The sequence below is a fragment of the Streptomyces azureus genome, from assembly GCF_001270025.1.
GTDB classification, from domain to species: domain Bacteria; phylum Actinomycetota; class Actinomycetes; order Streptomycetales; family Streptomycetaceae; genus Streptomyces; species Streptomyces azureus.
Map to the genome: position 1 here is coordinate 16,045 of NZ_DF968213.1, position 24,553 is coordinate 40,597.

22 protein-coding genes and 1 tRNA gene are annotated in these 24,553 nt (G+C 71.7%); 10 read left to right on the top strand and 13 right to left on the bottom strand.

Annotation, left to right across the window (positions count from 1 at the left end; genetic code table 11):
• The first annotated feature begins 125 nt into the window (after positions 1 to 125).
• Entirely contained in the window at positions 126 to 1,271 is a 1,146-nt protein-coding gene (locus AOQ53_RS05220; RefSeq protein WP_059415367.1) for a DUF475 domain-containing protein, read from the top strand.
• 130 nt (positions 1,272 to 1,401) lie between these two features.
• Complete coding sequence (locus tag AOQ53_RS05225) at positions 1,402 to 2,139, top strand: TerD family protein (RefSeq protein WP_059415368.1); 738 nt, start codon at positions 1,402 to 1,404, stop codon at positions 2,137 to 2,139.
• A gap of 49 nt (positions 2,140 to 2,188) precedes the next feature.
• Here AOQ53_RS05225 and AOQ53_RS05230 read toward each other — a convergent pair whose 3' ends face one another.
• On the bottom strand, positions 2,189 to 3,157 hold the full coding sequence (locus AOQ53_RS05230) for a TerD family protein (protein WP_059415369.1): 969 nt from the start codon (positions 3,155 to 3,157) through the stop codon (positions 2,189 to 2,191).
• Between the two features lie 230 nt (positions 3,158 to 3,387).
• Between AOQ53_RS05230 and AOQ53_RS05235 the strand changes: the two genes are divergently transcribed.
• From AOQ53_RS05235 to AOQ53_RS05245, 3 genes are all read left to right on the top strand, one after another.
• Positions 3,388 to 4,554 (top strand): HpcH/HpaI aldolase/citrate lyase family protein, encoded by a 1,167-nt coding sequence (locus AOQ53_RS05235; protein ID WP_059415371.1) that lies wholly within the window; start codon positions 3,388 to 3,390, stop codon positions 4,552 to 4,554.
• A 62-nt stretch (positions 4,555 to 4,616) separates the two neighbouring features.
• The gene (locus AOQ53_RS05240; RefSeq protein WP_059415373.1) at positions 4,617 to 7,256 is read left to right on the top strand and encodes a phosphoribosyltransferase; all 2,640 of its coding nucleotides are present in this window, start codon (positions 4,617 to 4,619) and stop codon (positions 7,254 to 7,256) included.
• Positions 7,256 to 8,074, top strand: coding sequence for an HAD family hydrolase (locus AOQ53_RS05245; RefSeq protein WP_059415374.1), 819 nt, complete (start codon positions 7,256 to 7,258; stop codon positions 8,072 to 8,074). Before AOQ53_RS05240 ends, AOQ53_RS05245 begins: the two co-directional genes overlap by 1 nt.
• Here AOQ53_RS05245 and AOQ53_RS05250 read toward each other — a convergent pair.
• From AOQ53_RS05250 to AOQ53_RS05260, 4 genes are all read right to left on the bottom strand, one after another.
• Positions 7,986 to 8,762 (bottom strand): DedA family protein, encoded by a 777-nt coding sequence (locus AOQ53_RS05250; RefSeq protein ID WP_059415375.1) that lies wholly within the window; start codon positions 8,760 to 8,762, stop codon positions 7,986 to 7,988. The two genes, AOQ53_RS05245 and AOQ53_RS05250, sit on opposite strands and share 89 nt — an antisense overlap.
• A 69-nt stretch (positions 8,763 to 8,831) precedes the next feature.
• Positions 8,832 to 9,053: an FmdB family zinc ribbon protein gene (locus AOQ53_RS40405; RefSeq protein ID WP_078945164.1), complete on the bottom strand. Its 222-nt coding sequence runs from the start codon at positions 9,051 to 9,053 to the stop codon at positions 8,832 to 8,834.
• 22 nt (positions 9,054 to 9,075) lie between these two features.
• Positions 9,076 to 10,479: a hypothetical protein gene (locus AOQ53_RS05255; protein WP_059415377.1), complete on the bottom strand. Its 1,404-nt coding sequence runs from the start codon at positions 10,477 to 10,479 to the stop codon at positions 9,076 to 9,078.
• A 74-nt stretch (positions 10,480 to 10,553) separates the two neighbouring features.
• Complete coding sequence (locus AOQ53_RS05260) at positions 10,554 to 11,414, bottom strand: DUF4097 family beta strand repeat-containing protein (RefSeq protein WP_059415379.1); 861 nt, start codon at positions 11,412 to 11,414, stop codon at positions 10,554 to 10,556.
• Positions 11,415 to 11,614: 200 nt separating this feature from the next.
• Between AOQ53_RS05260 and AOQ53_RS05265 the strand changes: the two genes are divergently transcribed.
• A tRNA-Val gene (locus AOQ53_RS05265) sits at positions 11,615 to 11,686 on the top strand.
• Between the two features lie 74 nt (positions 11,687 to 11,760).
• On the opposite strand, the gene AOQ53_RS05270 is transcribed toward AOQ53_RS05265, so the two are convergent.
• Positions 11,761 to 12,111: a hypothetical protein gene (locus AOQ53_RS05270; RefSeq protein WP_059415382.1), complete on the bottom strand. Its 351-nt coding sequence runs from the start codon at positions 12,109 to 12,111 to the stop codon at positions 11,761 to 11,763.
• A gap of 112 nt (positions 12,112 to 12,223) precedes the next feature.
• Here AOQ53_RS05270 and AOQ53_RS05275 point away from each other — a divergent pair, with 112 nt between their 5' ends.
• Entirely contained in the window at positions 12,224 to 12,454 is a 231-nt protein-coding gene (locus tag AOQ53_RS05275; protein ID WP_059415426.1) for a DUF2277 domain-containing protein, read from the top strand.
• A gap of 233 nt (positions 12,455 to 12,687) precedes the next feature.
• Here AOQ53_RS05275 and AOQ53_RS05280 read toward each other — a convergent pair whose 3' ends face one another.
• From AOQ53_RS05280 to AOQ53_RS05300, 5 genes are all read right to left on the bottom strand, one after another.
• Positions 12,688 to 13,284, bottom strand: a complete 597-nt coding sequence (locus AOQ53_RS05280) for a DedA family protein (protein ID WP_059415384.1) — start codon at positions 13,282 to 13,284, stop codon at positions 12,688 to 12,690.
• A gap of 208 nt (positions 13,285 to 13,492) precedes the next feature.
• Positions 13,493 to 13,945, bottom strand: coding sequence for a DoxX family protein (locus tag AOQ53_RS05285; protein ID WP_059415385.1), 453 nt, complete (start codon positions 13,943 to 13,945; stop codon positions 13,493 to 13,495).
• Positions 13,946 to 14,024: 79 nt separating this feature from the next.
• Positions 14,025 to 15,938, bottom strand: a complete 1,914-nt coding sequence (locus tag AOQ53_RS05290) for an FAD/NAD(P)-binding protein (protein ID WP_059415387.1) — start codon at positions 15,936 to 15,938, stop codon at positions 14,025 to 14,027.
• Positions 15,939 to 16,121: 183 nt separating this feature from the next.
• Complete coding sequence (locus tag AOQ53_RS05295; protein ID WP_059415389.1) at positions 16,122 to 17,759, bottom strand: alkaline phosphatase D family protein; 1,638 nt, start codon at positions 17,757 to 17,759, stop codon at positions 16,122 to 16,124.
• Between the two features lie 79 nt (positions 17,760 to 17,838).
• Positions 17,839 to 18,483 carry an HNH endonuclease family protein gene (locus AOQ53_RS05300; protein WP_059415391.1) on the bottom strand — a complete coding sequence of 215 codons (645 nt, stop codon included), beginning with the start codon at positions 18,481 to 18,483 and terminating at the stop codon, positions 17,839 to 17,841.
• Between the two features lie 389 nt (positions 18,484 to 18,872).
• Here AOQ53_RS05300 and AOQ53_RS05305 point away from each other — a divergent pair, with 389 nt between their 5' ends.
• Together AOQ53_RS05305 and AOQ53_RS05310 are read left to right on the top strand one after the other, a co-directional pair.
• Positions 18,873 to 19,454 carry a TMEM165/GDT1 family protein gene (locus AOQ53_RS05305; RefSeq protein ID WP_059415392.1) on the top strand — a complete coding sequence of 194 codons (582 nt, stop codon included), beginning with the start codon at positions 18,873 to 18,875 and terminating at the stop codon, positions 19,452 to 19,454.
• A 203-nt stretch (positions 19,455 to 19,657) separates the two neighbouring features.
• Positions 19,658 to 20,317 carry an HAD-IA family hydrolase gene (locus AOQ53_RS05310; RefSeq protein ID WP_059415394.1) on the top strand — a complete coding sequence of 220 codons (660 nt, stop codon included), beginning with the start codon at positions 19,658 to 19,660 and terminating at the stop codon, positions 20,315 to 20,317.
• Positions 20,318 to 20,348: 31 nt separating this feature from the next.
• Here AOQ53_RS05310 and cpt read toward each other — a convergent pair whose 3' ends face one another.
• Together cpt and AOQ53_RS45815 are read right to left on the bottom strand one after the other, a co-directional pair.
• Positions 20,349 to 20,879: a chloramphenicol phosphotransferase CPT gene (gene cpt, locus AOQ53_RS05315; RefSeq protein WP_059415396.1), complete on the bottom strand. Its 531-nt coding sequence runs from the start codon at positions 20,877 to 20,879 to the stop codon at positions 20,349 to 20,351.
• A gap of 27 nt (positions 20,880 to 20,906) precedes the next feature.
• Complete coding sequence (locus AOQ53_RS45815; protein WP_099054529.1) at positions 20,907 to 22,334, bottom strand: peptidoglycan-binding protein; 1,428 nt, start codon at positions 22,332 to 22,334, stop codon at positions 20,907 to 20,909.
• Between the two features lie 159 nt (positions 22,335 to 22,493).
• Here AOQ53_RS45815 and AOQ53_RS05325 point away from each other — a divergent pair, with 159 nt between their 5' ends.
• The gene (locus AOQ53_RS05325; RefSeq protein WP_059415398.1) at positions 22,494 to 24,545 is read left to right on the top strand and encodes an MDR family MFS transporter; all 2,052 of its coding nucleotides are present in this window, start codon (positions 22,494 to 22,496) and stop codon (positions 24,543 to 24,545) included.
• Positions 24,546 to 24,553 lie beyond the last annotated feature (8 nt).

Genomic DNA, 24,553 nt, shown 5'->3' on the forward strand with positions numbered 1-24,553 from the left:
CGCGATATGAGCAAAAGTCGGGGCCCCGTGGGGTGCGAAGAGGGGCCGACTAGACTTCGGCTTCAAAAGTTCGTAAAGCCGGGTACGGCACGGGAGAGACCCGTACACACACGATTGGGTAGCCAGTGCTTCTGAAAACCTTCGGGTGGTCGTTCGCGGTCACCGCGCTCGGCCTGGTCGCAGCGGTCTTCTACGGAGGGTGGGCCGCCTTCGGGCTCGTAGCGATCCTGTCCGTCCTCGAGATCTCGCTGTCCTTCGACAACGCGGTGGTCAACGCCGGAATCCTGAAGAAGATGAGTGCCTTCTGGCAGAAGATCTTCCTCACGATCGGCATCCTGATCGCCGTGTTCGGCATGCGGCTGGTCTTCCCCGTCGTGATCGTCGCCCTCAGCGCACAGCTCGGGCCGATCGAGGCCGTCGACCTCGCGCTCACCGACAAGGAGCGTTACCAGGAGCTCGTCACCGACGCCCACCCGTCGATCGCCGCTTTCGGTGGCATGTTCCTGCTGATGATCTTCCTGGACTTCATCTTCGAGGACCGGGACATCAAGTGGCTGGGCTGGCTGGAGCGGCCCCTGGCCAAGCTCGGCAAGGTCGACATGCTGTCGGTCTGCATCGCGCTGATCATCCTGCTGATCTCGGCGATCACCTTCGCGACCCACGCCCACCAGCACGGCGGCACGCACGTCGACAAGGCGGAGACGGTTCTGCTCGCCGGTATCGGCGGTCTGATCACTTACATGATCGTCGGCGGTCTCTCCGGCTACTTCGAGGACAAGCTCGAAGAGGAGGAGGAACGCGAACACGAGCAGGAGGAAGAGGCGGTCCGCGCCGGCAAACCGCGCTCCGCGGTCGTCGTGGCGGGCAAGGCCGCGTTCTTCATGTTCCTCTACCTGGAGGTCCTGGACGCGTCCTTCTCCTTCGACGGCGTGATCGGCGCCTTCGCCATCACCAACGACATCGTCCTGATGGCCCTCGGCCTCGGTATCGGCGCCATGTACGTCCGGTCGCTCACGGTCTACCTGGTCCGCGAGGGCACCCTCGACGACTACGTCTACCTGGAGCACGGCGCGCACTACGCGATCGGCGCGCTCGCCATGATCCTGCTGGTCACCATCCGGTACGAGATCAACGAGTTCATCACCGGCTCGGTCGGTGTCATCCTGATCGCCTGGTCCTTCTGGTCCTCCGTCCGCCGCAACCGCGCCCTGGCGGCGGCAGAGGGCAATGCGGGCTCGGACGACAAGACCGAGGTCTCGTCCGGGGTGTGACACCCCTCCGGGTGAGGAACGCTCTGTGCGGGGCGGCCACCGAGGCGAGTCCTCGGCGGCCGCCCCGTCGGTCGTCAAGGGCCGCGGGTACGGCGAGGACCCGCGGTCACCAAGTGAACGTGGGGGCGGAATGGGCCTGTTCGACGGAATCCGGCGTGGGCGCGATGTGCAGTTCGACTCGGGTCACGCGGCAACCAACGCGATCGAACTGACCAAGCGGCACGCGCAGATATCACTCACCAAACAGGGCGCGGCCACCGGCCATCTCCGGGTCAACCTGAGCTGGCGGATGCGCACCTCCGACATCGGCGGCCCGCAGCGCGAGAGCCTGCTGCGGCACCCCTTCAGGGCCCTCAAACCGCCGGAGGTCATCGGCCACAGCCAGAGCGTGGTCAACGTCGACCTCGACCTGGGCTGTCTGTACGAACTCCAGGACGGCAGCAAAGGCGTCGTCCAGCCCCTCGGCGGCTACTTCGGCGACGTCAACGCCGCGCCGTACGTCAAGCTCAGCGGCGACGACCGCTTCGGCTCCGCGTCCGGCGAGACGATGTACATCAACCTCGACCACCGCGACAGCATCAAGCGGCTCCTGGTCTTCGTCTACATCTACGACGCGACGCCCGCCTTCGACCGCGCCCACGCCATCGTCACCCTCTACCCGAGCAACGGCCCCCGCATCGAGATCCACCTCGACGAACGCCAGCCGCAGGCCCGCTCCTGCGCCGTCGTCATGATCGAAAAGGTCAAGGACGAGATCATCGTGCGCCGCGAGGCGCGGTTCGTCTACGGCTTCCAGGCCGAGCTGGACCGGTTGTACGGGTGGGGGCTCCAGTGGGGCAGGGGCTACAAGTCGAAGGTCGAGCGCTGACGACCGGGCTGAGGGCCGGGCCCTCGCGGGGCCGGCCCCCTGGTCCCCTCTAGCGTCCGATGAGCTGTGGGCCCTGCGGGGGCAGGCGGAAGTCCGGGTCGGGGGCCGCGGCGGCGACCGGCTGCGGGTAGCCGTAGCCGGACTGAGCCCCCGTGACGCCCGCCGTCGCCCCCGCCTGCGGATAGCCGTAGGCGGGCTGGCTGGTGGGATGCGGGTAGCCGTACGCCGGCTGGGTCGCCGGGGGCTGCTGGGGCGGATATCCGTACCCGGGCTGTGCGGGCACCACGGTCGGCTGCTCCGGCGGCAGCGGCCGGGACACCTCGGGGGCGGGCTGGGCCGGGGCCGGGGGCTGCTGGGTGGGGGCCGAGGTCGTGGGCTGTGCCGGGTCGGCGGGCGCGGGCTGTGCGGGGCCGGAGGTCGCGGGCTGGGCCGCGCCGACCGTGGTCGGTTGCGCGGCCGTCTCCTCCATCGCCTCCGACTCGTCCACCGAGATGCCGTAGTCGGTCGCGAGCCCCTGAAGCCCGTTCGAGTAGCCCTCGCCCAGCGCCCGGAACTTCCAGCCCTCCCCGCGCCGGTACAGCTCGCCGCAGATCAGCGCGGTCTCCTCGCCCGTCTCCGGCTTGACGTCGAAGTACGCCAGCGCCTCCGCGCCGGAGCCCGCCGCGTCGTACAGCAGAATGCGCAGTGCCCGTACGTGGTCGAACGTGACGCCGTCCGCCGAAGCGACCAGCAGAATCCGGCTGACTTCCGTCTCGACACCGGCGAGATCTGTCTGGATCGTGTCGGTCAGGCCCTCGGCGACCCGCTTCTTGCCGAGCCGCCACACCTTCCCGGAAGGGTGCCGGGGCTGGTTGTAGAAGACGAAGTCCTCGTCGGAGCGCACACGACCGTCGGGGCCGAGGAGCAGCGCGGAGGCGTCGACATCCGGAACCCCCTGCCCGGGTGTCCAGCGCAGCACTGCGCGTACCGTGGTGACTTCCAGCGGGACGTTCGACCCCTTCAGCATCGCGTGCGTCATGCGGTCATCCTGCCTTCTCGGTCCTGCTCACGACAACGCGGGGGCCCGCGGTGCCACGAGCGGCGCCGACGGCCCTCTCGGACTACCGTCGTCTTGGCCGGGTACGGCTGTGTTTGCCCGCGTTACCTGAAATTCATGCCCGACGGGAACCTCTGCCATGGACATCTACGTACTATTACCGGCCAGCTTTCGACGATTCGCAGGTCGCGCAACAACCACGGGGGAGTCCCATGCGTCATTTCGGGCACATCGCCCCTGAGGTGCGAAAGCGTCTCTTCTACCGCGAGCCGTGCACGTTCACCGCGGATTCGCCGGCCTGGCTGCTCTCGGCCGCCCTGGGCGCCACGCTCTACAGCCCGGCCACCCGGGAACGCCTCGCCGACGACATCCTCAAGCAGGCCGGTCGCGGTGTGGTCTCCATGGTCCTGTGCCTGGAGGACTCGATCGACGACGCGGACGTCGGCCCGGGCGAGGAGAACCTCGTCCGCCAGCTCACGGCCCTCGCCGACCACCCGGGCGCGGACCTGCCGCTGCTCTTCATCCGTGTCCGCGTCCCCGAGCAGATCCCCGACCTGGTACGACGCCTCGGGCCCGCCGCCCGGCTGCTGTCCGGATTCGTACTGCCCAAGTTCACCGAGGAACGTGGCATCCCCTTCCTCGAGGCGCTGGCGACCGCCGAGGCCGAAGGCGGCCGTCGCCTCTTCGCCATGCCGGTGCTGGAGTCCCCGGAGCTGCTCTACCGCGAGTCACGCGTGCCGACCCTGGAGGGCATCTCCCGGGCCGTCGACAAGTACCGCGACCGCGTGCTCGCCCTGCGCCTCGGCGTGACGGACTTCTGCTCCTCGTACGGACTGCGCAGAGGCCCCGACATGACGGCCTACGACGTGCAGATCGTCGCCTCCGTGATCGCCGACGTGGTGAACATGCTGGGCCGCGCCGACGGGACCGGATTCACCGTGACCGGGCCGGTGTGGGAGTACTTCCGGGTCCAGGAGCGCATGTTCAAGCCGCTGCTGCGACAGAGCCCCTTCCTGGAGGTGCAGGCCGCGGAACTGCGCGAGAAGCTGATTGAGCACGCCATGGACGGCCTGCTCAGGGAGATCTCCCTGGACCAGGCCAACGGACTGCTGGGCAAGACCTGCATCCATCCCTCGCACGTGCTGCCCGTGCACGCCCTGTCGGTCGTCAGCCACGAGGAGTTCTCGGACGCCCAGGACATCCTGCGCCCCGAGCGCGGCGGCGGGGGTGTGCTGAGGTCGGCGTACACGAACAAGATGAACGAGGTGAAGCCGCATCGGGCCTGGGCCGAGCGGACGCTGCTGCGTGCCGAGGTTTTCGGCGTGGCGAACGAGGACATCGGCTTCGTGGAGCTGCTCGCGGCCGGCTTGGGCGACTGAACGCACGGCATCCGAGGAACGCACACTCGCCGGGGAGACCGGCGACTTCGACGCAGGAATTCATGGAGAAGGCAGTGAACGAGGGGGTGCACCACCAGGTGCGCGACGGGGTGCGGCGGTCCGGGACGGCCGACGGTGCCGACGGCCTCTGGTCGGGCAGCTGGGTCGCCGAGCGGCTCGGCGTCGAGCTCCTCGGCGACGACCGGCTGACCGACCTGCTGGGACTGGCCCTGCGCCGCAACCCCAAGCGGGCACACCTGCTGGTGTCGAACGTGCTCGGCAAGCACGTCCCGCAGTCGCCGTCCGTGGTCTACGGCTACGGCTTCGAGCTGGGCCGCCGGGTGCGTGAACTGCTGGGCGCCGACGAGGCGCGCCGCGCGGTCGTCCTCGGTTACGCGGAGACCGCGACCGGCCTCGGCCACTCCGTCGCCGACGGTCTGGGCCTCGCCCCCTACCTGCACTCCACCCGCCGCCCCGTCGCCGGTCTCGCCCCGGCCGGCGGATTCGAGGAGTCCCACTCGCACGCGACCTCGCATCTGCTGCTGCCGGAGGACCCCGCGCTGCTCACCGGCGACGGGCCGCTGGTCCTGGTCGACGACGAGTTCTCCACGGGGAACACGGTGCTGAACACCGTCCGGGATCTTCACGAGCGGTATCCGCGGCGGCGGTACGTCGTGGTGGCGCTGGTGGACATGCGGTCGGCGGCCGATGCCGGTCGGCTGGAGGAGTTCGCCCGCGAGATCGGCGCCCGCGTGGACCTGGTCGCGGCGGCCTCGGGGGCCGTGCGGCTGCCGGAGGGGGTGCTGGAGAAGGGGCAGGAGTTGGTGGCGCGGTACGAGTCAGAGAGTGCCGCGACGGGTGATCCGTCGTCTGCGGCAGCGTCGTGGCCGGTCGCGCGGTTCCCCGCGCCCCTTGAGGGCGTTGCCGCCAGGCCCCTGGGGGCGCGGGGAACCGCGCGACCAGCCCCCACCGGCCCGCACCCGGACGACAACCGCGCCCACCCCCACCTCACCCGCATAGACCTGCGCTGGCCCGAGGGCCTGCCCGACGGGGGCCGGCACGGGTTCACGCCCGCGCACCGGGAGCGCCTGGAGAAGGCCCTGCCCGCCATGGCGGCCCGGCTCGCCGAGGCACTGCCCGCCGATGCCCGCCGCGTGCTCGTCCTCGGGTTCGAGGAGCTGATGTACGCCCCGCTCAGGCTCGCCCGCGAGCTGGAGCAGATCACCGACGTCGAGGTCCGCTACTCCACCACGACCCGCTCACCCGTCCTCGCCGTGGACGACCCCGGCTACGCGATACGCACCCGCCTGGTCTTCCCCGCCCATGACAACCCCGCCGACGGCCCGGGCGAGCGGTACGCGTACAACGTCGCGGGCGCCGGCTTCGACGCCGTCGTCGCCGTCGTCGACTCGACCGCGGACACCCCCGCGCTGCACGCTCCCGACGGTCTCCTCGCCCGGCTCGCCGCACACACGCCACAGGTCCTCCTCGCCGTCGTGCCGTCGTACGCCCCAGAGCTCCCGCACGCCCCCGAAAGGCCCTCCATGCTGCCCGAGCCCCTCCGCGGCCCCGCCTTCTCCTCGTACGCGCCCGAGGAGGTCGGCTGGCTGCTCCAGGACCTCTCGGACGTGACGCTGGAGGCGCCGACCGAGGAGCGCGAGGAGGCGATCCAGAGCGGCGGCGCGCACTACGCCGAGTCACTGCCCGTGGAGTACCAGCCGACCGAGCAGTACCAGGAGCTGTTCCACTCCGCGCTGGAGACCTCGGCGGCCCGCATCGCGCAGGCCGTCGGCGTCGTCACCGAGACGGTCCTCGCGGAGCGGTCTCCGCGCCCCGCCCTGGTCTCCCTGGCCCGCGCGGGGACCCCCGTCGGCATCCTGATGCGCCGCTGGGCCCAGCACCGGCACGGGCTCGACCTGCCGCACTACGCCGTGTCGATCGTCCGCGGCCGCGGCATCGACGCCAACGCGCTGCGCTGGCTCGCCGAGCACCACGACCCCCGGGACGTCGTGTTCGTCGACGGCTGGACCGGCAAGGGCGCCATCACCCGCGAACTCGCCCAGGCCCTGGAGGAGTTCGAGAAGTCCGACGGCATCACCGGTTTCGACCCCGAGATCGCGGTCCTGGCCGACCCGGGCTCCTGCGTACGGACCTACGGCACCCGCGAGGACTTCCTCATCCCCTCCGCCTGCCTCAACTCGACCGTGTCCGGCCTGATCTCGCGGACCGTGCTGCGCGCGGACCTGGTCGGACCGCACGACTTCCACGGCGCCAAGTTCTACCGCGAACTCGCCGCCACCGACGTCTCGGTGACCTTCCTGGACGCCGTGTCCGCCCGCTTCCCCGAGGTCGCCGACGCGGCCTGCGCCCAGGCCAAGGAACTGCTCGCCGCCGACCGCTCGCCCACCTGGGAGGGCTGGGCCGCCGTCGAGCGCATCAGCGAGGAGTACGGCATCCACGACGTGAACCTCGTCAAGCCCGGCGTCGGCGAGACCACTCGCGTGATGCTGCGCCGCGTGCCCTGGAAGGTCCTGGCACGCGCCGGGGCGGGCAGCGACCTCGACCACGTACGCCTGCTGGCCGAACAACGCGGTGTACCCGTCGAGGAGGTGGCCGACCTGCCCTACACCTGCGTCGGCCTGATCCACCCCAAGTACACCCGGGGCGCTACCGGCGCCGACGGCAAGGCGGTGACGGTCTGATGCCCGCACTCGTCGCGAGCGACCTCGACCGCACCCTGATCTACTCCGCCGCGGCTCTGGCGCTGACCATGCCGGACGTACGGGCGCCCCGGCTGCTGTGCGTGGAGGTGCACGAGAGCAGACCGCTGTCGTACATGACGGAGACGGCGGCCCAGCTCCTCACGGACCTGGGCGACACGGCCGTGTTCGTGCCGACGACGACCCGCACGCGCAAGCAGTTCCTGCGCATCAACCTGCCGGGCCCCGCGCCCACGTACGCGATCTGCGCGAACGGCGGCCACATCCTGGTGGACGGCGTGTCCGACCCCGATTGGCACGCACAGGTGACCGCGCGGCTGGCCGAACGGTGCGCGCCCCTGGCCGAGGTGCAGGAACACCTGCTGAGGGCCGCCGACCCGGTCTGGGTGCGCAAGCACCGCGTCGCCGACGACCTCTTCGCCTACCTCGTCGTCGAGCGTGAACTGCTCGACGAGGACTGGGTGAAGGAACTGGCGGTCTGGGCGGAGAACCGCGGCTGGACCGTGTCCCTCCAGGGCCGCAAGATCTACGCCGTGCCCAAGCCGCTCACCAAGAGCGCGGCGATGCGCGAGATCGCCCGGCGCACCGGCGCCGACCTCACCCTCGCCGCCGGGGACTCCCTGCTCGACGCCGACCTGCTCCTCGCGGCCGACCAGGGCTGGCGCCCCGGCCACGGAGAGCTGGCCGACACCGGCTGGACGGCTCCCGGGATCAGGGCGCTCCCCGAGCGGGGCGTCCTTGCGGGGGAGCGGATCCTGCGGGAGCTCCTTGCTGCCGCTGGGCCTGGCCGGTTCGCCTAGGAGCTCGGGGGGTGCGGTGGTCGTGCGTCTGCGGGTTCGTTGTGGCTCGTCGCGCAGTTCCCCGCGCCCCTTGGGGGCGTTGCAGCAACCGCACCCCGACGAGTGCCAGTACTGCCAGCCCGGCCAGCACGAGGACCGCCTTCGAATACGTCGAGACGACGGTCGTCACCTCGTGCCAGTTCGCGCCCAGCAGGTAGCCCGCCAGCACGAAAACCGTGTTCCAGATCGCGCTGCCCAGGGTGGTCAGCCCCAGGAACACCGGCAGGCGCATGCGCTCCACGCCCGCCGGCACGGAGATCAGGCTGCGGAAGACCGGGATCATCCGGCCGAAGAACACCGCCTTGGTGCCGTGCCGCAGGAACCACGCCTCCGTCCGCTCGATGTCGGAGACCTTCACCAACGGCAGCCGGGCCGCCATCGCCACCGTCCGGTCACGGCCGAGCAGCGCACCGACGCCGTACAACGCGAGCGCGCCTGTCACCGACCCGGCCGTCGTCCACAGCAGGACCGCGAGCAGGCCCATCCGCCCGCTGGACGCGGCGAACCCGGCGAGAGGCAGGATCACCTCGCTGGGCAGCGGCGGGAACAGGTTCTCCAGGGCGATGGCGAGACCGGCACCCGGCGCGCCCAGCGCGTCCATGAGGTCGTTGGCCCACTGCGGACCGGCGTCCGCTGCGATGGCTGTCATGCGGCCACGCTAGAAAACCGGACCTGAAGGATCCCTGAGGAAATCCGCAGGGGTCTCGCGGTCCCCGGGTCAGCCGCAGCAGCCGCCACCGCAGCAGCCGCCCCCACCGCCTCCGCCACCCGCGCTGGGTGCCGGGGCGGATGCCGAGCCGCCCACCGCGACGGTGGAAAGGAGCTTCACCGTGTCGTCGTGGCCCGAGGGGCAGGCCGCGGGAGCGGAGGACTCCGCCATGGGACGGCTGAGTTCGAAGGTGTCGCCGCAGGTCCGGCAGCGGTACTCGTAGCGAGGCATGCGCACAGGTTAACCGGCACGGTCAATGGCCGGCGGCCCCGCGCTCGTCGCGGATCAGGGACACCACACGGGACACGGCCCGGCGTACGGCTTCCGTCTCCGTGAGGAAGTGCCAGTAGTCGGGGTGGCGGCCGTCGAGGGTGGCGATGGCGCGTTCCAGGCGGGACACCGCGTCGTCCAGAGGGCGGGCGTGGCGCGGGTCGGGGGTGTTGCGGCCGGCCATGGCGAGACGCTGGGCGTCGCGGATGGCGAAGCGAGTGCGGTCGATCTCCTGCTGGGGGTCCTTCTGCACGGCGTTCAGGCGGTGCAGGCGGTCGCCGGCGGCCGAGACGGCCTCGTCGGTGGTGTTCAGGAGGGCTCGCACGGTCGACAGCAGGGCCGTGGCGTCGGCCCAGCGCTGTTCGCTGCGGGCGGCGTGGGCCTCGGCCAGTTTCGTCTCGGCCTGGCGTACGTTCTCGGCGGCGATGTCGGGGACGCGTTGCAGGTCCTGCCAGCAGGCCACGGTGAAGCGGCGGCGCAGTTCGCTCAGGATCGGATCGACCTGCTCGGAGCGGGTGGTGAGGGCCTGGGCGCGGGTGCGCAGGGAGACGAGCCGGTGATCGATCTCGGCGGCGCGCTCCGGCAGCCGCTCGGCCTCCACGCGGACCGCTTCGGCCCCGCGCGTGACCCGCTCGGCCCGCTCCAGGGTCTGCGGCACGCCGTGCTGTCCGGCGCCCTGGTTCAGCTTGGTGAGCTCGGGAGAGAGGGCGGCGAGACGGGCGGCGAGGTCGTCTGCCTTCAGCCCTGTCGCCCGTACGGAGTCGAGGGCGTTGGAGGCGGCGAGCAGGGCCTGGCGGGCACGCTCGACCGCGGGGGCGAGGCGGGCCAGCTGGGTCTCGGCCTTGCCGAGCAGCGGGCCGAGGCCGTCGGTGAACCGGTCCAGCTCCTGCTTGACCCGGCCGAGTTCCTCCTTGGCGGCGGTCAGCTCGGTACGGGCGCGGGCGGCGGCCGAGGCCTCCAGGTCGTCGCGGTCGAGGTCATGGGCGTCGACGGCGCTGATGTACTGGCGGCTGGCTTCGTCGATGCGCCGGCCGAGCGCGTCGAAGTCGGCGACGGCACGCCGGGCGGCAGGGGAGTCGTCGACGGCGGTGATCGTCTCGATCGAGATGCGCAGGTCGCGCTGCGCGGTGTCGAGCTCGTAGAAGGCGGCCGCGGCGGCGTCCTTCGCGGCCTGTGCCTCGGCCCGCTGGCTCTCGGCACGACCGCCGAACCAGCGCCGGGTCCCCCCGCCCGCGAAGGCGGCGGGCAGCGCCAGAGCGGCCAGCAGGGGCAGTCCCGTCAGGGTGAGCGCGTCACGGAGCGGGCCGGGGGTGCGGGGGAGGCGGCGGCGCGGGCGGTGAGCGCGCGGCACCGACGGCGAGTACGGCTGCGCTGGAGTCGCCGTCACATCCCTCTCCCGTGCTGTGGTCCACCCTGCCCGGTGTCATTCTCCCACCGGTTAAGGACGAACACACGGGCCGGTTAGTTCGCCGTTCGGACCGTCACTTTGCCGTCGCCGGTGTGGGCGGACACCACATGGGAGCTGCTCTCGTCGCGGGGGACGGACACGTCCACGCCGCCGTCACCGGTCTCGGTGGTCACGCGGTAGGTGGCTTTGGGCAGCGCGATGGTCACCGAACCGTCGCCGCTGCGGGACTCCACGCGGTCCGGTACGGAGCCGAGCTCCAGGTGGACCGAGCCGTCGCCGGTGTGGGTGCGGACGTCACGGGAGGAGACGCTCGCCCGGATGGATCCGTCGCCGGTGCGCATCCGCAGAGGGCCGGTGGTGCCGGTGACGCGAATGGATCCGTCGCCGGTGCGCAGTTCCAGGGGGCCGGTGGTGTCGGTGACGCGGACCGATCCGTCGCCCGTGCGGATGCTCAGGGGGTCCCGGAAGCCGCGGGCGCGCACGCTGCCGTCGTCGTCCTGGACCTTCACGGTGACGCCCCGCGGTACCTCGATGCGGTGCTTGGCCGAGCAGTCGACGACGACGCCGGAGCACTTCAGCCGCAGCACCAGCCGGTCGTCCCGCATGGACCAGGTGGCCTTGGCGTCCTTGCCGACGACGACCGAGCCCTGGAACCACCGGGTGACCTCGATCTGGCCCGCCGGGTTCGAGTCGGCGGCGACGATCTCGAGGGCCGAGTCGTCGGAGTCGACGGTGAGCGTGCGGCTCCGGAGATCGAAGGACCGGCGATCGGGTTCCTTGTCGTCCCCGGCGGACGCGCCGCAGGCGCTGAGACCGGCGACGAGCACCACGACGGCACCGGCGACGGCGACCGCGCGGGCAGAGACTGGGCGGGTGGTGCTGGTGGTGCCTGTGGTGCGAGTGGTGCGGGCCATGACGATCTCCCCCTGGACGGACGCCGAGCGCTCTCGGGCGCTCTACGACCGTATGGATCCAGGACCCGCCGGGGGATCCGGGCCACTCCCGGATCGAAGGTGGGGCTAACCCCCGGACAGACCCACGGATACGGGTTTGCGGGACCGTGCCCCAGGCAATGTAGGCTGTCGACTCGTCCTGGGCGCATGGCCCGGGAGCCGGGTGCGTAGCTCAGGGGTAGAGCGCCTGCCTTACAAGCAGGATGTCGGCGGTTCGAAACCGTCCGCGCCCACCGGATCTTTCCGCCGTCGGATCGTCAGAAGCGCCCCGGGCCCACATCGGCCCGGGGCGCTTCTCAGTCTCCGTCTAGTCTCCGTCGGTCTCCTCCGGCGGAGACTCGTGTGCGTGTTTCAGCGCCGAGCGGGCCGACACCCGCTCGGGACCGGCGAGTTCGGACCAGTAGCGGTGCGTGCTGACGAACACCGCGAGCTCGTGTTCACGCCGCCGGAGCTTCTCCACTTCGGCCTGTTCGTCGGCTGTCCAGCCGGGGGAGGCGGGGCGCTCCACCTTGCGCCAGCCGTTGTCGTCGCTGAAGCCGTCCAGTGGTGCCACCGACCAGGGGAGGCGCTTCAGCAGGGCCGACAGTTCGGCCCGGACCTGATGGAGTTCCTCCTGACCGGCGAGGAGGTCACTCGGAAAGTCATAGGTCGTTGCCACGGCCCAATGATACGCCTGTTCGAATTGAGCGGGCGAGTTCGTTCCTGTGATTCATGCGAACGAGTGTTCCTGGCCGTTCCCCGTGGAGGGGCGCGGGGGCCAGACTGGGGGCATGTGCCGGAGCATCAAGACCCTTCGCCCGCCCGCGATGCCCGAAGAGGCCACGGAGGCGGACATTCGGGCCGCCGCGTTGCAGTACGTGCGGAAGGTTTCGGGTTTCCGCGCCCCCGCCGCTCACAACCAGGAGGTTTTCGAACGGGCCGTGGAGACCATCGCCCAGGCCACGGCCGAGTTGCTGGACGGGCTGGAGGTGCGCGGCGCCGGGGGCCAGCGGGCCAGCTAGCTAGTGCCGCGGCAGGCAACGTTTGCCCGTCAAGGAGCGGCGTCCGGTGCGTGCTCTGGGGGTACCCCCTGCTCGAAGAGCTTGGGGGAGTGCCGGCCGGAATCCCTCGTGCTGGATGTACTCGGGCTTTCGTCCGGTGCGGCGAGAGGGCGTGCCGGGTGTCGCGACGGGGTGGACGTTGCCTGCGGGGCACTAGCGCCGGCCGGCACCCAGGGCGCCTCCGGACCCCAGGCCTACGACGCCCGCGGCTCCCTGTGCATCAGGTACGCCGCCCCCACCCCGGCCCCGAACAGCGCCCCCACCGACACCATCGTCCCAAGCCAGCTCGCGCCCAGCCAGTGGGCGCCGAAGTAGCCGAGGGCGACGCTGTACATGGCCCAGGTGAGACCCGCCAGGGCCGACCAGGGGAGGAAGTCGCGGACGCGGCGGTGGGCGGCGCCCGCGCCGAGGGAGACGACCGAGCGGCCGGCGGGCGCGAAGCGGGCCAGGACGACGAGGGCGCCGCCGCCCCGCGCGAGGGCCGTGCCGAGACGTTCCTGCGCGGTGGTCAGGCGCCGGGAGCGGGAGATCGCCCGGTGCAGACGGTCGCCGCCGCGCCAGGCGAGGCGGTAGGCGGCCAGGTCGCCCAGGACGGAGGCGGTGGCCGCGCAGAGGATCAGCGCCAGGATGTCGGGCACGTCGGCCGCCGAACCCGCGGCCGCCGCCGTCGCCGCCGTGATCACCAGGACGCCGCTGGGCAGCACCGGCAGGAACACGTCGAGCAGGACCGACAGGGCCACCACCGCGTAGATCCATGGGCTGCCGAACAGCGACCCCACATGCTCCAGCACCGCAGCTCCCCGTGGTCCCCCGTGGGCCAGACCGTGCCGCGGTGGCGCGGCGGAGCGGCAGGAGTGGCCGATGACAGCCATACAGCGTACGCCTGGGGTGTGACGGGGGGTTCACGGGGGGGCAGGGGGTGTTCCGGCGTATACGCCGGAGCGGCGCCTCCCCGCACGCAAGGGGAGGCGCCGCTCTGCCCGGCGCGGTCCGGGCGGGTCAGGCCGCCACCGGACTCTGGTCCGTGGACCGCTGTCCCTGCGCCGACGTGCGCTTGGCCAGCAGCCGGTCCACGCCGAACGCGCCGGAACCTGTGAAGATCAGCAGGAACATGGACCAGCAGTACATGGCCGCGCCCTCGCCGTTGTTCTCCATCGGCCACAGCCCCTGCGGCTGGTGGACCTTGAAGTACGCGTACGCCATCGCGCCGGAGGCGATGAACGCCGCGGCGCGGGTGCCCAGGCCCAGCAGCACCAGGGTGCCGCCGACGAGTTCGATGACGGCCGCGTACCAGTTCGGCCAGGCACCGGTCGCCGCAGTGCCCCCCTTGCCGTCCGCTCCTCCGAGGACTCCGAAGAGTGAGGCGGCGCCGTGGCAGGCGAACAGGAGGCCGATGACGATCCGGAACAGTCCGAGCGCGTACGGCTGCGCGCCATTGAGGCGTGCGGTCATGTGGGGTCTCCTTCGGTCGGCCGGCCAGGGGAGGGCCGGTCGGGGGACAGAACCGATGAGTAACTCACGTTAGGCGCGCCTAATAGATGCTTGCAAGTTCAACATTTGGCCACCGATTCACATCCGGCTGGGGCTCGCTTTCCGTCACAGCCGCACGTAGAGCCCCTCTCGCCACCGCGTCCGCGTCCGAAAGCGTGACCGAATCCACACCAGGGCGGGCCCCCGCAGCCGTCACCCAGTGCACGCCCTCCGTCGGCACCCCGAAGGCGAACCGCCTTGCGTGCGGGACCCCTTGACGGTCTATCAGATTGTAAGGGCGTGGTGTCACATCCAACCCCCCTGTCTCATAACCGTCGACGGTGTGCGGGCGGCACTGCCCGGTCCGCAACAGACCCGCGAGGAGGCCGTCGGCTGTTTTCCGCAGATCGGTTTCCGGCAGACGGGCCTCTATGAGGGTTCTCACACGGACGACCGAACCCGGCACGTCGAGCGAGTACGCCGCCCAGGCTCCGTCCGCCTCCGTCACCTTCAGGCGCGGCCCGAGCACGCGCACCACCCCCGCCTCCAACAGGGCCACCAGCTCCTCGATGCGGCGCCTGGGCGGGCCGATGGACAGGAAGGCGTTGAGCGGGGTGTACCAGTGGTCCAGGTGGTCCCGGCGGGAACCGCCGGGGAGGCCGCCGTGGTCGACGATCAGCCGGAGCTCGTTGCGCAGGTCGCGCAACACGTCCAGGGCCGCCTTCAGCGGGCCGCGCACATTGCCCAGGGCGGCCTGCGCGGCGTCTTCGCGCAGATACGAGAGCAGCCAGTCACGCCACTCGCCGGGGTGTGCGAAGTCCCGTCCGGCGTACGGCCGGGAGATCCGCTCCCAGGACCAGCGGTCGGCGTCCGCCACGCCGAACTCGCCCAGCAGCACCGCCTCTTCGGGATCGCCGTGCGGTACGGACAGGAAGCGATCGGTGAATTCCTGGCACCGTCGCGCGGAGGCTCCTGCCCGCCGGAACAGGGCGGTGCAGTACACCGTCTCCACCTCCTTCGCGACCAACGGCCATATCTCCGACAGGAAGTCGGGCGCCTCCCCGGAGTCGGCGCGCTTGCGGAAGCCCGCGATCACATCCGGTGTGAGGACCAGCGGGTCGTGCCGGCCGAACGCCCCCTTCGCGTTGTCGCCGCGGGCCTGGTACGGGATGCCGCGCCGCGACCCGGCGTACAGCCGCGGCTCGCGGCCGGAGGGGAGATAGCGCAGGTCCTGGGCGTCCCGTACGAAACGGCCGCCGCGGCCGGTCGTCAACAGGGCCGTGTGGTCGAAGAAGTTGAGGCCGAGGCCACGCAGCAGGACGGGTTCGCCGGGCGGTACGGAGGACAGGTCGACGTCGGCCGGGTTGGCGGGCGGGACGTGGCGCAGGCCGTGCTGCGCGGCGTGGGCCGCCAGGCGCCGCTGGACCGGGCCGGCGGTCGTCGGCAGGTGCCCCTGGGCCAGGACCACGGCGGACAGGCCGGTCAGGGTGCGGCCGTCGGAGAGGGTGAGGGCCTGGTGGCCGTCGGAGGTGTCGTCGAGCCGTATGGCCCGGGCCCGGTGCGTCTCGATGCGGACGGTCGCCGGCGCGTCCCCTACGACCTGTGCGAACACCCACTCCAGGTAACGGCCGTAGTCCGCCCGGGCCGGGTACTCGTCCGGGCCGAGCCTGCCGCGCGCCCACTCGTACAGGCTCGGGCCCGGGCGGATCGGGCCCGAGCAGTCCACGCTGTCGTCGGTGAACAGGGTCACCTGGCAGGCCACGGTGTTCATCAGCAGCTCGGGCGACTGGTCGGTACGCCAGACGCGGCCCGGGCCCGGCGGGTCCGGATCGATCACGTGGACCGTCAGCCGGGCTCCGGGAGGGAGGAGTTCCGGAGCGGAGGCGCAGAGGCGTTCCAGGACACTGGTACCGCGCGGACCGGCGCCGACCAGGGCGACGGAGAACAGGGCGGATTCCTCGGTCGACGCAGACAAGGGTGGGGCTCCCGGGCGTGTGGGGCGCGTTCGGAAGTCCGCCGGTGGGGAAGCGGACGGTCCGCCTCATCATGCCGTCGCCGAGGGCCGGAACCGAGGTCCGTGGCCAAGGATTGACGCTCGCTGTGGGATGCCTCACGAGCATCACGGTCACAGGGGCAGGAAAGGGTCGTAATGGGTCCCTTACGGCGCAAGCTCGGAGTCCAGGAGCGTCGTCAGGCGTGGGCCCTTTCCCTCCCGTGCCCGTGCCTGCTCCAGTCGCAGCCGTGCCGACCGGCCGCGCAGGGTCAGTGTCATCAGCTGGTTGCCGAACCAGGGGCCGCCCGTCTTTCGCCAGTCGACCGGCGGCCGGGGGAGGCGCCCGTGCCGGGCCAGGCAGCGGCCGAACGCGCGCGCCACCGTGGTCCAGCCGACGCGGAAGGCCATCCGGATCGACATGGGGACGGAGTTGTGGACGGGCGAGCAGACGAGCTGCACCACCCGGGCGTCGGGCCCCGGACCGGGCCACGAGGGCTCGGCGATGTAGGCGTGGTGCACGTCCCCGGACAGCACGCACACCGTCGCCGGGGCGTCCCGCCCCGAGCCTGCCTCGGCGATCAGCTCCGCCAGCCCGGCGAACGACTCGGGGAACGCCGACCAGTGCTCCAGGTCGGCGGCCCGCCGCACCTTCTCCCCGACCCGCGCCCAGCGCTCGCCCCGTTCCCCCCGGCACAGCGCGGCGTTCCAGCCCTCGGCGTCGTGCACCAGATGGGGCAGCAGCCAGGGCAGCGAGGTGCCGAGGAGGAGGTGGTCGTACGACCCGGGGCCGTCCAGTACCTGCTCGTGCAGCCAGGCCTCCTCGCCCGGGTCGAGCATCGCGCGGCGGTCCTCGGCGAGGACCCGGGCCGCCCGGCTGTCGACCATCAGCAGGCGTACGCGCCCGAAGTCGCGCCGGTAGCTCCAGCGGGCCGTGGCCGCGTCGGCGTCGGCCCGGGCTGCGAAGGCGCGCAGCACGTCGGTGCCGTCGGGAACCTTGCGGACGCCCTCGTACACCGGGTCGGCCGCCAGTTCCTCCAGTGAGAGGTTCCCCAGGTGCTGGTGGACCCAGTACGACATCAGGCCGCTCAGCAGCCGCTCCTGCCACCAGCCGGTGGCCCGCATGTCGGCGAGCCAGGCGTCAGAGGTGTTCCAGTCGTCGATGACGTCGTGGTCGTCGAAGATCATGAAACTGGGCACGGTGGACAGCAGCCAGCGGATGCGGGGGTCGAGCCACGACTCGTAGTAGAGGTGCGTGTATTCCTCGTAGTCCGCGACCCCGTTGCCCGGCGGGTCGTTCAGGTCGCGGCGGGCCGCCATCCAGCGCTGCGTCGTTTCCGAGGTCTCGTCGGCGTACACCTGGTCGCCGAGGAGCAGCAGGACGTCGGGCCGCTCGCCCTCCGGGTCGGCCACGAGGCGGGTGGCCAGCGCGTCCAGGGCGTCCGGGCCCACGGGGTCGTGCCCGCCGGCCGGAGGGGCGGCCCAGCGGCAGGAGCCGAAGGCGACGCGGAGGCCGCCCTCGCTGCCCGGCGCGTGGATCGCCGAGGGCGGGAAGGGGGAGTCGGGCAGCGGCCACACGGGTGTGTCGTCGAGGAGGACCTCGTACGTCGTGGACGTGCCGGCCGTGAGGCCGGTCACGGGGATGAGCGCGTAGTGGTGGCCCGCGACCTGGAAGGTCGGGGCCGTGCCGCCGGCGCCGTCGGCGCAGCGCACCGCGGCCGTGCACGGACGGCTCGTCTCGACCCATACGGTCGCGGACGAGCCGTCGGTGTACCTCAGCAGCGGTCCGAGCCGCAGTCCGGCCATCGTGGCCCCCTCTCCGTCGCCCCGTACGGTACGGAACGACGGAGGTCAGCGGGGAGGTTCCGACGCGGAATCCGGTGTGTCAGCAGTTCGCGAGGTGGTTCTGGAGCGCGGACTTCTCGGTCGAGTCGACCGAGAGGCCGTAGTAGTACTTCACCTGGACCCAGGCGCGGACGTAGGTGCAGCGGTACGTCGTCCGGGAGGGCATCCAGGTGGCCGGGTCCTGGTCGCCCTTGGCCTGGTTGACGTTGTCGGTGACCGCGATGAGCTGCGGGCGGGTCAGGTCGTTGGCGAAGGACTGGCGACGGGAAGTCGTCCAGGAGTCGGCGCCTGAGTCCCAGGCCTCGGCCAGCGGGACCAGGTGGTCGATGTCGACGTCGGAGGCGGCGGACCAGGTGGCGCCGTCGTAGGGGGAGTACCAGCTGCCGCTGGTGGCGGCGCAGGAGGAGTCCTGCTGGACGTTCGAGCCGTCGCGCTTGAGGACGACCTCGCGGGTGTTGCAGGAGCCGGACTGGGTGATCCAGTGCGGGAAGAGGTCGCGGTTGTAGCCGGTGCGGTCCTCGGTGGCCACGGTGAGCGAGGCGAGGTAGGAGCGGGCGGTGGCCCCGCTGACAGGGGTGGGCAGGGCTGCGGAGGCGGCCGGGCCGTTGAGAAGGCCGGCCGAGGCTATGAGACCGGTGAGGCCCGCGAGTATGCTGAGCCGTCGACGCGCGTAGAACTTCGGCATGCGAACTCCCTTGAGAGGTGGGGGCGTTGGGCTGCGAGCGAGGGAATGCTCGTCGCGCCGTGTTGCGGGGAGGTGTGCGCCCGGTGAGAAGTTAATGACGCGGCCATGACATGACAAGGTTCAAGGCGGAACTTTCCGCTCCAGGGGTGTCGCGTACCATGGACGGCGCAGAAGGGGAGTAGCTCTTCGCCGGACCGTCGACATACTGCTCAGCTCGCCTGAGCCGGCGCCCGGAGGCAGGTCCTTCCACGGCCCCGCCAGCGAGACCTTCGGCAAGCAGTACACGCCCGTGCCCCACGGCACGGGTGCCGAGTGTGCTGCCGTGCCGAGGTGTCCAGCGTGAAGATCCAGCACTCTCGGTGGGGCAGCCCCGACCGATTGAGGAACCCTTGATCAGCCTGACCGTGACGGCCGTCGTCTTCGGCGTCGTCTTTCTCGCCGAACTGCCGGACAAGACCGCCCTGGCCGGACTCGTCCTCGGCACCCGCTATCGCGCCTCCTACGTCTTCGCCGGTGTCGCCGCCGCGTTCGCGCTGCATGTCGCGCTCGCCGTCGCGGCCGGCAGCGTGCTGACGCTGCTGCCGCAGCAGATCGTGCAGGCGCTGACGGGCGTGCTCTTCCTGGGCGGGGCCGCGGTCCTGCTGCTGAAGAAGGGCGAGGACGAGGAAGAGGTCCGCAAGCCGGAGAACCAGTCCTTCTGGAAGGTCTCGGGCGCGGGCTTCATGCTCATCCTGGTCGCCGAGTTCGGTGATCTCACGCAGATCATGACGGCGAACCTGGCCGCCCGCTACGACGACCCGCTCTCCGTCGGCCTGGGCGCGGTGCTCGCGCTGTGGGCGGTGGCCGGGATCGGCATCGTCGGCGGAAAGGCGCTGATGAAGAAGGTGCCGCTGCGGCTGATCACGCAGATCGCGGCGCTGGTGATGCTGGCTCTCGGGGTGTGGAGCCTGTGGGAGGCCGTGGCCGGGTGAGCCGGGGAGGGCGGGTGCGCCCGGGGCGAGCTGAACGGTGGGTGAACGTCAGTGGGGGGCCCTGGCGCGATCCGGGGATGTTTTGTACCGTGGAGAAACAAAGTGGCCCTCGCCCGTTTTCCCTGACCGGCGGGCGGGGCCGCCTTGTTCCTCCCGGGGGCTGCCGCGCGCCCTCGTCCGTGCCCTGAGCCTTGGAGCTGCCGATGACGGACACCGCCGTGCTCACTGCCCGCGCCCTCCTGCTGGACATGGACGGCACCCTCGTCAACTCCGACGCCTCGGTCGAACGCGTCTGGCGGCGCTGGTCCGAGCGGCACGGGCTCGACGGGGACGAGGTCATGAAGGTCGTCCACGGGCGGCAGGGGTACGCGTCGATGGCGCTGCTGCTGCCCGGCCGGCCGATGGAGCAGAACTACGCGGACAACGCCCGGATGCTCGCCGAGGAGACGGCCGACACCGAGGGTGTCGTCCCGATCCCCGGGGCGCCGGAGTTCCTCGCCTCGCTGCGGGGGCTGCCGCACGCGCTCGTGACCTCAGCCGACGTTCCGCTCTCCGCGGCGCGGATGGCCGCGGCCGGGCTGGACCTGCCCGAGGTGCGGGTGACCGCGGAGTCCGTCGGCGCGAGCAAGCCCGACCCCGAGGGCTTTCTGAAGGGCGCCGCCGAACTGGGTGTGGCGCCCGCGGACTGTGTGGTGTTCGAGGACTCCGGGGCCGGGATAGCGGCCGGGCGCGCTGCCGGGATGACGGTGGTCGGGGTCGGGCCCCGGGCCGCGTTCCACGCGCCGGACGTGGTGGTGGACGACCTCACGCAGGTGCGCGTGGAGGCCGTGGGGGACGGGACGATCCGTCTGTTTGTCGGGTGACGGACGCTGCGGTCATCAGGGGCCGGGTCGGTCAGACGTGGGCGGCGATGGTGCGCGCACACACCAGGGACTCGGCGTGTGTGGTGTCCACCTCCAGGTCGTAGCTCACGCCCTCGTGCACCAGGTGTGCCTGTGAGGCGGCCATGCCCCGGACCCGGTCGCCTCGGGCGATCTCGCGCCCCGCGGCGACCGCGCTGTCACACCTGACGCCGACCCACAGCACGTCGAGCCCGTCCAGGGCCTTCTGCCAGCGCTGCCGGGAGTGCGGTCCGCCGAGGAAGACGTCGTCGACGATGATCCTGGCCCCGGCGCGGGCCATCGCGGCGATGCCCTCGGTCCAGGCCGCGTCCAGTGCGCGGAACTCCGCGCCCACGCTCACCCCGCCGTCCGCGGCGAAGCTGATCCCTCCGTCCGAGCCCTGCATCTTCGCGGGCAGCGCATCGACGAACGAGTCGACGCCGAAGGCCAGCCACGGGCCCGGCAGCACCTCTTGCAGGCACCGTACGATCCCGGACTTGCCGGAGCTCGAACCGCCGTTGAGGACGATCACCTGAGTGGTCACGGCGTCACGATAGGGCGCTCGGGCCGGTCACGGCTCCTTGGTTTCCGACTCCAGCCTGGCCCGCGTCTCCCGGTCGTAGACGCCGAGATCGTCGGTCTGGATACCGCGTGACCATTGATAGGTGCGGACGGCCTCCTCGAGCCGGCTGTCGTAGTCGCCGTCGGTGTCCTCGTCGTAGAGGTGCAACTGGCTCAGCCGGAGCTGGAGTTCGGTGACCTCCGGGCCGCGGTCGCCCGGGCGCAGGACGGTGGCGCCGCCGTTCTGGCGGGACTTGTCCGGGGGTGCGTTCTCGGGACTGGTGGCCGTGGCGGACGTCCGGGGCGCCGACGGGGTGGCCGACTGCGACGGGCTCGGCGAGGCGCTCGGCGTGGAGGGCGACGGGGAGGCCGAGGGGCTCCGGGTGGCCGACGGCGGAGGTATGGCGGGAGCAGGAGGCGCGGCCTGTGCGCTCTCCGCCGGCGGCGTGGACGCCGCGCTGCTCGACGGCGCGTCCGGCACGCTCGCCCGGAGGTCGTCCGGCAGCGCGGAGTTCCGCGACGGCGCCTCGTAGGAGAACATCCCGCTCGCGTACCCGGCCGCGGCCACGACGGCGACACAGGCCCCGGCGGCCGTGGCGAGCAGCGCGTTGCGCCGCCGACGCCGGGGCCTCCGGTCTGTCTCGTCCCGTTCCGGCACGCCCCGGCCCGGTCCCCCCGCGCCATCGAAAAGGCGCAGGTCGGTGACGCTGGGTTCGGTCGCGGCGGGGTTCAGGAGTGTCGGGAGGACGGAGGTGTCCGGGGAGACGGCCGGCCGTGCGGGAGTGGCCGGGGAGACCGGCAGCACAGTGGTCGCGTCCGGGTCGACCGGGGCGACCGGGCGCAGGGGCATGGTCGCGTCGGTGAGTGAGGGCGGTGGTGCGGCACCTTCGGCGCGGGAGGCTTGCCCGGGGTTCGTCATGGGCCGTCGCGGGGCGCCTTCGGCCGCCGGTGGTGGGCCGTCCGTGCGCTTGGGCTCCGCAGGGGGGTTCTGGGACGGGGATGGGGTGCCGTCGGCCGCCCGCCCGGAGGTCCGTCGCGGGGCGTCGTCGGTCGTCCGCCCGGGGGCGTGGACGTGTGAGGCCTGCGCGTGCGGGGAGGCGGTCGGACTGTCCGCCTGGGCTTGTCGCGGGGCGCCTTCTCCCGCCTGGGCGCCGGCCTCGGCGTGTAAGGCCTCCGCGTGTGGGGGCTTGGCCGGGCCGTTCGCGGAGGGCCGTCCCGGCGTGCCCTCGTTCTCAGGGGACCGTGTGGGCGTGTCGGGCGGGAGTTCGACGTAGGGGCGGATGCGGAGCGGGTCGAAGTCCTCCGCTGCTGCCGCCTCGGTCGTGCGGGCGTTGCGGAGGGCCTCTGCGGTGCGGTGGGTGCAGGTGCAGGACGGGGTGTTGTCCGGCTGTCTGGGCGTGCCGCACTCCGGGCACGGGTGGCTGTTCGGCTGTTCCACGCGTTCCTCCCTCCCCTCGCGAACTCCAGAGATTATCCAGATCTTCTCCACAGCGCGGAGGGCCAGCCCCCGGAATGAAGGCTTCCAAAAGGGCTCAACGGGCCATACCCCGTCACACCGGTCACGATGGAAAATGTCACAGGACCCTCGGGAGGTCTCATGGCCGGGCATGCGCACGCCACGAAAGCGCCGGACCAGGGTGCCGCCGACCAGGAGCAGGTGTCCGGGAACGTACTGGTCTCCATCGGCGCACTGCTCCTCGGGATGTTGCTCGCCGCCCTCGACCAGACCATCGTGTCGACCGCGCTGCCCACCATCGTCAGCGAACTCGGCGGCATGGATCACCTGTCCTGGGTGGTCACCGCCTACCTGCTGGCCGCGACCGCCGCGACCCCGCTGTGGGGCAAACTCGGCGACCAGTACGGCCGCAAGCGGCTGTTCCAGACGGCGATCGTGATCTTCCTCGTCGGCTCCGCGCTGTGCGGCACGGCGCAGGACATGACCCAGCTCATCGCGTTCCGGGCCGTGCAGGGGCTCGGCGGCGGCGGACTGATCGTGCTGTCGATGGCCATCGTGGGCGATCTCGTCCCGCCCCGCGAACGCGGGCGCTACCAGGGGCTGTTCGGGGCCGTGTTCGGCGCGGCCAGTGTGCTCGGGCCGCTGCTCGGCGGGCTGTTCACCCAGCATGTGAGCTGGCGCTGGGTGTTCTACGTCAACCTGCCCGTCGGGATCGTGGCGCTCGCCGTGATCGCGGCCGTCCTGCACATCCCGCGCCGGGCGCAGCGGCACGTCATCGACTACCTCGGCACCTTCCTCATCGCGGCCGTCGCCACCTGCCTGGTGCTCGTCGCCTCGCTCGGGGGCACGACCTGGGGCTGGGGGTCCGCGCAGATCGTCGGGCTCGCGGTGCTCGGCGTCGTCCTCGCCGTCGTCTTCGCGGCCGTCGAGCGCCGGGCCGCCGAACCCGTCCTGCCGCCGAAGCTCTTCCGCGTCCGCACCTTCACGCTCGCCGCCGTGATCAGCTTCGTCGTCGGCTTCGCCATGTTCGGCGCGATGACCTACCTGCCGACCTTCCTCCAGGTCGTGCAGGGCGTCAGCCCGACCATGTCCGGTGTGCATATGCTGCCGATGGTGCTGGGGCTGCTGCTGGCCTCGACGGCCTCCGGGCAGATCGTCAGCCGGACCGGCCGCTGGAAGGTGTTCCCGGTCGCCGGTACCGGCGTCACCACCCTCGGGCTGCTCCTGCTCCACCAGCTCGACGAGCGCAGCTCCACCGCCGAGCTGAGCGGTTTCTTCTTCGTCTTCGGCCTCGGACTCGGCCTGGTGATGCAGGTCCTCGTGCTCATCGTGCAGAACGCCGTCCCGTACGAGGACCTGGGCGTCGCCACCTCCGGCGCCACCTTCTTCCGCTCCATCGGCGCCTCGTTCGGCGTGGCCGTCTTCGGCACGGTCTTCGCGAACCGGCTCGGCGACCAGCTCACGGACGCCTTCCGGGGAGCACAGCTGCCGCCCGGCGTCTCCGTGGCCGCACTGGAGGCCGATCCGCGCGGCATCGCCGCCCTGCCGCCCGGTCTGCGCCCGCCGGCCCTGCACGCGTACGCCGTCTCCATCACGGACGTCTTCCTGTACGCCGCCCCCGTCGCGCTCCTCGGCTTCGTGCTCGCCTGGTTCCTGAAGGAGGACCGGCTGCGCGGCTCGGTCACCGCGCCCGACGTCACGGAGACCCTGGCCAGCAACCCCGTCCAGCGGTCCTCGCACGACGAGGTGTGCCGCGCGCTGTCGGTGCTCGGCACCCGCGCGGGGCGGCGCGAGATCTACCGGGAGATCACCGCCCGGGCGGGCTACGACCTGCTGCCCGCGGCGAGCTGGCTGCTGCTGCGGACCAGGCGGTACGGATCGGTGGAACCAGCCGTGCTGGCCGAGCGGACGCCCGTGTCGCTGCCCGTGATCATGGCGGCCGTACGCCAGGTCGAGGAGCGCAGGCTCGCCGTGCGCTCGGGCCTCGACATGGTCCTGACCGACCGGGGACGCGAGGTCGCCGAGCGGCTGGCACAGGCCCGTGAGGATTCCCTCGCCGAGCTGCTCGGCGACTGGTGGGGGCCGGACCGGCCGACGGACCTGGTGCAGCTCGTGCGGGAGCTGAACGGCGAGCTGTGCGGCTCCAGGCGGGAGCGGCCGTCCGAGGCGCGTCCGGTGGAGCACCTCGCCTGAGGCGCGGC

Bases quoted from the DNA above. Each gene is read 5' to 3' on its own strand.
- AOQ53_RS05300 (WP_059415391.1), bottom strand. From the start codon at position 18,483: ATGCCGAAGTTCTACGCGCGTCGACGGCTCAGCATACTCGCGGGCCTC.
- AOQ53_RS05310 (WP_059415394.1), top strand. From the start codon at position 19,658: ATGACGGACACCGCCGTGCTCACTGCCCGCGCCCTCCTGCTGGACATG.
- AOQ53_RS05285 (WP_059415385.1), bottom strand. From the start codon at position 13,945: ATGACCGCACGCCTCAATGGCGCGCAGCCGTACGCGCTCGGACTGTTC.
- AOQ53_RS05260 (WP_059415379.1), bottom strand. From the start codon at position 11,414: ATGGCCCGCACCACTCGCACCACAGGCACCACCAGCACCACCCGCCCA.
- AOQ53_RS05295 (WP_059415389.1), bottom strand. From the start codon at position 17,759: ATGGCCGGACTGCGGCTCGGACCGCTGCTGAGGTACACCGACGGCTCG.
- AOQ53_RS05275 (WP_059415426.1), top strand. From the start codon at position 12,224: ATGTGCCGGAGCATCAAGACCCTTCGCCCGCCCGCGATGCCCGAAGAG.
- AOQ53_RS05240 (WP_059415373.1), top strand. From the start codon at position 4,617: ATGGAGAAGGCAGTGAACGAGGGGGTGCACCACCAGGTGCGCGACGGG.
- AOQ53_RS05230 (WP_059415369.1), bottom strand. From the start codon at position 3,157: ATGACGCACGCGATGCTGAAGGGGTCGAACGTCCCGCTGGAAGTCACC.
- AOQ53_RS05325 (WP_059415398.1), top strand. From the start codon at position 22,494: ATGGCCGGGCATGCGCACGCCACGAAAGCGCCGGACCAGGGTGCCGCC.
- AOQ53_RS05245 (WP_059415374.1), top strand. From the start codon at position 7,256: ATGCCCGCACTCGTCGCGAGCGACCTCGACCGCACCCTGATCTACTCC.
- AOQ53_RS05235 (WP_059415371.1), top strand. From the start codon at position 3,388: ATGCGTCATTTCGGGCACATCGCCCCTGAGGTGCGAAAGCGTCTCTTC.
- AOQ53_RS05225 (WP_059415368.1), top strand. From the start codon at position 1,402: ATGGGCCTGTTCGACGGAATCCGGCGTGGGCGCGATGTGCAGTTCGAC.
- AOQ53_RS05250 (WP_059415375.1), bottom strand. From the start codon at position 8,762: ATGACAGCCATCGCAGCGGACGCCGGTCCGCAGTGGGCCAACGACCTC.
- AOQ53_RS40405 (WP_078945164.1), bottom strand. From the start codon at position 9,053: ATGCCTCGCTACGAGTACCGCTGCCGGACCTGCGGCGACACCTTCGAA.